The organism is Burkholderia sp. Ac-20353 (genome assembly GCF_017104785.1).
GTDB lineage: Bacteria > Pseudomonadota > Gammaproteobacteria > Burkholderiales > Burkholderiaceae > Burkholderia.
On the sequence record NZ_JAAGPL010000335.1, the window covers coordinates 1 to 5,276 of the forward strand.

Here is a 5,276-nt window from a genome sequence, read left to right on the forward strand (position 1 = left end):
TCCGCCTCGATCGCGGTGCGCGTCGGCGTTTCCTGCGCGACACGCGCGACGAGCGCGAGCACATCCGGGTATGGGCTGGCGAGCGGCGCGCCGCGCAGGATCGACAGCGGCGGCAGGTCGCCGAGCAGCGGTGCCAGCGGTGCGTCCGGCGCGAGTCCGGCAAACGCGTCCAGCCAGCCCGCGAGGCTGCGCGCATATGCGGCGAGCCGCGCCGCATCGTACGCGTTCGGATTGCCCTCGAGCGTGATATGCCACGCGCCGCCACGCACCGCGACCGTCACGTTCAGGTCCTTCACGGGGCCGCCGCTGACCGCGCGCGTGTCGCTCGCGAGCCCGTCGAACGCGACCTGCCGCTCGAACGGCATCACGTTGACCGCCTGGTTGAACAGGAACGCATCGCGCTCCAGCAGGCCGAGGTCGCCGCGAATCCAGCCATACCGGTAGTACAGGTGCGGCCGGATCGCGCGCAGCCGCCCGGCCGTCTCGGCCGCGAGCGCGCGCGGCGACCGGTCGGCATCGACGTGCACGCGAAACGGCACGATGTTCATCGCCATGCACGGCACGCCGAGCGCTGGCGTGCCGAGCCGGTTCATCACCGGCAGGCCGAACGTCAGGTCGCGCTGGCCGCCCTGCTTCGCGAGCCAGATGCCGATCGCGCACAGCAGCCACGCATTCCAGTCGACGTCGAGCCGCTCGGCGGCTGCGCGCAGTGCGTGCACGCGCTCGCCGTCGAGCGCGAGCGTTTCGCGCAACGCGTCCGCGCCGACCTCTTGCTGCGGCGCGAGCACGAGCGGTGCCGGCACGTCGCGCAGGTGCGCGTGCCAGAACGTACGATCTGCGTCGAAACCACCGCTCGCGCGGTAGCGTGCCTCCGCGTCGACGACGCGATCGACCCGCCAGTCCGGCAGCGCGGGCGGCGCCGCGCCCGTGACGCGCGCGTTGTAGCGGGCCGCGACCGCCTGCTGGAGCAGGCTGTAGCCGAAGCCGTCGAGCGCGATGTGATGAACCTGCAGATACCACCAGTGCCGCGTCGGCGACAGCCGCAGCAGCGCGGTGCGGTACAGCGGATCGGCCGTCACGTCGCAGCGGATCGACAGCGACGACCGCATCCACGCGCACGCGGCCTGCGCGGGATCGGGTTCCGACGAGAAATCGACGAGCGGCAGCCGCGCACATGGCGGCAGGCGGCGCTGCCACAGCGCGTCGTCGGTCCACGCGAAGCGCATGTGCAGCGCGTCCGCGTGGTCGAGCACCGTCTCGACGCTGTCGGTCAGCGCGGCGACGTCGAGCGGGCCGTCAAGCGCGATCGTCTCGGCGGTCAGGTAGCCCGGATCGTCGGGATCGACCTGCTGCGCGACCCAGATTCCGTATTGCGCGGACGTGGCGCGCAGCGGTCGGTCTTCGAGTTGCATGAAAGGGATTGCCACGAAAAATCGTTGATCGGGAAACGGGCCTCACGGGTCACGCGCGTCACGCGCGGCGCCACGCGACGACGAGCTGCGAGTTGCGCGACATCAGCGCGAGGTGCTCGTCCATCACGTACTGGATCTGTTCGAGCTTGTCCTCGGCGTCGGCCTCGCAACGCACGCTCAGCACATCGTCGGCGCGCACCATCCGGCACACACCGTACGGGAAATCGACCGTCGCGCGGTGCGCGTCGAACACGACCGGCACCTTGATCGCGTAGTGCTTGCAGAGCTTGAACAGCACGCGATCGGCCTGCGGCAGCGTGAGCTCGGCGGTACTGACGAACGGCGCCGGCTGGACGTCCGGGATCGACGGCGCCGTCATGCGCTCACCTGCGCGGTGCGCTGCAGCAGACGCGTCCACGCGTCGAGCGTCGGTGCCTCGGCAAGCTGCACGAACGTGACGTCGTGTCCGGCGGATCGCCAGGTTTCCAGGAGCATCATCATGCGCACCGAATCGAGCCCGCAGTCGAGCAGGTTGTCGCCCGCGCGCAGATCGGCGACCGGCACCCGCAGGCTGTGCGCGACCTGTGCGGCAATTTCCGCGAGCATCGGCGACGCGACGTCGCGCACCGCCGCGCCGACCAGTTCACCGGTGGTCGCAACCTTGCCGCAACGCCTCGCCACGTAGTCGAGCGCCATCCGGTGCTCGCGCTCGGAGAAGTCCGCGAGCGCATCGGCGACGAAGAACGGGCGGACGTCCCGCATGAACGCTTCGCACGCGGTCATCAGGCAGCCGATATGCGCGTAGATCCCGCAGATCACGAGCTGGTCGCGCCCCTGCTCGCTCAGCAGGTGGTCCAGATCCGAGCGCTGGAACGCGCTGTAGCGCCACTTGTCGAGCACCGTGTCGCCCGGCGCCGGCGCGAGCGCGTCGCAGATCGATTCGCGCGACGGATGCGCGGTGAGCCCGGGCCCCCACATGTCGGTCAGCAGCGCGCGCTGCTCGGGCGTCTGCGCCGCCGATTGCGCGGTGTAGCACACCGGCATTCCAGTCGCATGCGCGAAGTCGATCAGCCGACGCACGTTCGCCAGCAGCGCCGGCACCGGTGCCGCGTCGCGATCGTAGAAGTCGAGGAAGTAGTCCTGCATGTCGTGCACGAGCAACGCGGCGCGCGGCGGCTCGAAACCCCAGGTCACGCGGTTCGCCGGCAGCTCGGCCGGCATCGGATAGGAAGGAATCTTCGGAATGGCCATGATGGAGTGCTGTTGAATGATTCGATGCGCGGGCGATGCGTGCCGCCCGCGCGTGTGTGCATGCGTATGTGTCATGCCGCCGCGCTCAACTGCGCCGCGATGCGCTCGCGCAGCGCGCGCTTGTCGATCTTGCCGACCGGCGTCTTCGGGAACGCGTCGACGAATTCGATCCGGTCGGGCACCTTGAACGCGGCGACGCCCTGCTCGCGCACGAACCGGATCAGATCCGCCGCGCCCGGCGCCGGCGTGCCGCGGATCACGTACGCGCAACTGCGCTCGCCGAGATACGGATCGGGCATCGGCACGAGCGCCGCATCGACGATGCCAGGATGCGCGAGCAGCAGGTGCTCGACCTCCTCGGCGGGAATCTTCTCGCCGCCGCGGTTGATCTGGTCCTTCGCGCGCCCTTCGACGACCAGATGGCCGGTCTCCGTGACCCGCACGCGATCGCCGGTGCGATAGAAGCCGTCCGGGGTAAATGCGCGCGCGTTGTGCGCGTCCGCTTCGTAGTAGCCGCGGATCGTGTACGGGCCGCGCGTCAGCAGGTGGCCAACCTCGCCCGGGGCGACCGGACCATCGTCGTCGTCGACGATGCGGATCTCGTCGTCCGGCGAGATCGGCCGCCCCTGCGTGCCGGTCACAACGTCGCGCGGATCGTCGAGCCGCGTGTAGTTGACGAGCCCTTCGGCCATCCCGAACACCTGCTGCAGCTGCGCGCCGAAACCATCGGCCGCGCGCGCCGCGAGCGCGGGGTCGAAGCGTGCGCCGCCGACCTGCACGAGTTCGAGGCTCGCGAGCGCGCCCCACTGTCGCTCCACGGCCGCGAGCCACACCGGCACCAGCGGCGGCACGAGCGCGACGACCGTCACGCGCTCACGCTCGATCAGCGGGAACGCGGCGTCCGGGCTCGCGCCGTCGCACAGCACGACCGTGCCGCCTGAGTGCAGCACGCCGAACGAGCCCGGCGAGCTGAGCGCATAGTTGTGCGCGGCCGGCAGCGCGGCGAGATACACGCTGCGCTCGGTCAGCCCGCAGATGCGCGCGCTTTCGCGCACGCTGTACAGGTAGTCGTCGTGGGTGCGCGGGATCAGCTTCGGCGTGCCGGTGCTGCCGCCCGACAGTTGCAGGAACGCGACCTCGCCCGCAGCCGGCCCCGGCGGCAGCGCGAAATGCGCCGGCGCGTCGGCCAGCGCGAGGTTCGCATTGCCGGGTGCCGTGAACAGTACGTGGCGCAGCGTCGGCGCATCGGCCAGCACGTCGCGCGCGAGTGCCCGGTAATCGAAACCGCCGTGCCGCTCGGCCGCGACGTACGCGACCGCCTGCGCGTGCCGGCAGAAGAAGCCGATCTCGCGCCGCCGATGCGCGGGCAGCGCGAATACCGGCAGCGCGCCGATCCGGAACAGCGCGAACGTGACCGCGAAGAACGCGACGCAGTTCGGCAACTGCACGACCACGCGGTCGCCGGGCACGATGCCGCGCGCGGTCAGCGCGCGGGCGACACGTGTCGCTTCGTCGGCGAGCGTGCGATACGACCAGCGGATGTCGTCCTGCACGAGCGCGACGCGCTCGCCGTACTGTGCAACACGTTCATCGAGCCATTGCGCGAACGATTGCCCGCGCCAGTAGCCTTTCTCGCGATACGTGGCGGCGAACGCATCCGGCCACCGCGTGCCGTGCGCGCGCATCATGCTGCCCTCCCGCCGGGCCGCCCCAAGGGAGGCAGCCGCCCCCTCGGGGGGCAGCGAACGAACGTGAGCGTGGGGGCTGTTCATTCTGCCTCCGGCGCGACGTCGTGGCTCACGCCGAGCGCGTCGAGCATCGTCCGGAATTTCGCGGCGGTCTCCGCACACTCGCCGTCGGGCGTCGATTCACCGACCACGCCCGCGCCCGCATAGAGCCGCAGCGAGCGGTCGTGCGCTTCCGCGCAGCGGATCGTCACCACCCATTCGCCGTCGCCTTGCGTATCAACCCAGCCGAGCATCCCCGCGTAGAAGCCACGATCGAACGGCTCCGCGTCGCGGATGCACGCACGGGCGGCCGCACGCGGCGCGCCGCAGACGGCCGGCGTCGGATGCAGCGCGAGTGCGAGCGTCAGCGCGTCGGCGTCGGTTTCGCCGCGCACTTCGGTCGACAGGTGCCACATCGTCTCGGTGTGGATCAGCGACGGGCGCGCGGGCACGTCGAGACGCCGGCACAACGGCGCGAGCGCGTCGCGCACCGCGTCGACGACGACCCGATGCTCGTCGAGATCTTTCGCGGACGCGAGCAGCGCGTCCGCGCGGCGGCGATCCTCGACCGGGTCGCGGCTGCGCGGCGCCGAGCCCGCGAGCGGATTCGCGCGCACGATGCCGCCGAAGCGGTTCACGAGCAGCTCCGGGCTCGCGCCGAGCAGCGTGCGGCCGGCGCCGAGATCGACGGAGAACGTATAGCCGTGCGGATTGCGGGCCGCGAGCCGCGCGACGAGCGGCGCGACGTCCACCGGCCGTTCGCCGCTGATCTCGAGCGTGCGTGCCAGCACGACCTTGTCGAGCTCGCCCGCGCGAATGCGGGCAACGGCCTGCGCGACCGCGTCCGCATAGACGTCCGCCGACGGCACCGCACGCGTCGCATGGC

At 71.1% G+C, this 5,276-nt stretch carries 5 protein-coding genes; all 5 read right to left on the reverse strand.

What is annotated here, in order from left to right; all coding sequences use genetic code 11:
• The coding region (locus tag G3N94_RS39375) for a condensation domain-containing protein (protein WP_241022331.1) at nucleotides 1-1,412 on the reverse strand (1,412 nt) is incomplete at its 3' end.
• Nucleotides 1,413-1,470: 58 nt separating this feature from the next.
• Nucleotides 1,471-1,791, reverse strand: coding sequence for a DUF2218 domain-containing protein (locus G3N94_RS39380; RefSeq protein ID WP_205799597.1), 321 nt, complete (start codon nucleotides 1,789-1,791; stop codon nucleotides 1,471-1,473).
• Entirely contained in the window at nucleotides 1,788-2,663 is an 876-nt protein-coding gene (locus tag G3N94_RS39385; protein ID WP_205799598.1) for an isochorismatase family protein, read from the reverse strand. Before G3N94_RS39385 ends, G3N94_RS39380 begins: the two co-directional genes overlap by 4 nt.
• A 71-nt stretch (nucleotides 2,664-2,734) precedes the next feature.
• Nucleotides 2,735-4,348, reverse strand: a complete 1,614-nt coding sequence (locus tag G3N94_RS39390) for a (2,3-dihydroxybenzoyl)adenylate synthase (RefSeq protein ID WP_205799600.1) — start codon at nucleotides 4,346-4,348, stop codon at nucleotides 2,735-2,737.
• A gap of 83 nt (nucleotides 4,349-4,431) precedes the next feature.
• The coding region (locus G3N94_RS39395; protein WP_205799599.1) for an isochorismate synthase at nucleotides 4,432-5,276 on the reverse strand (845 nt) is incomplete at its 5' end.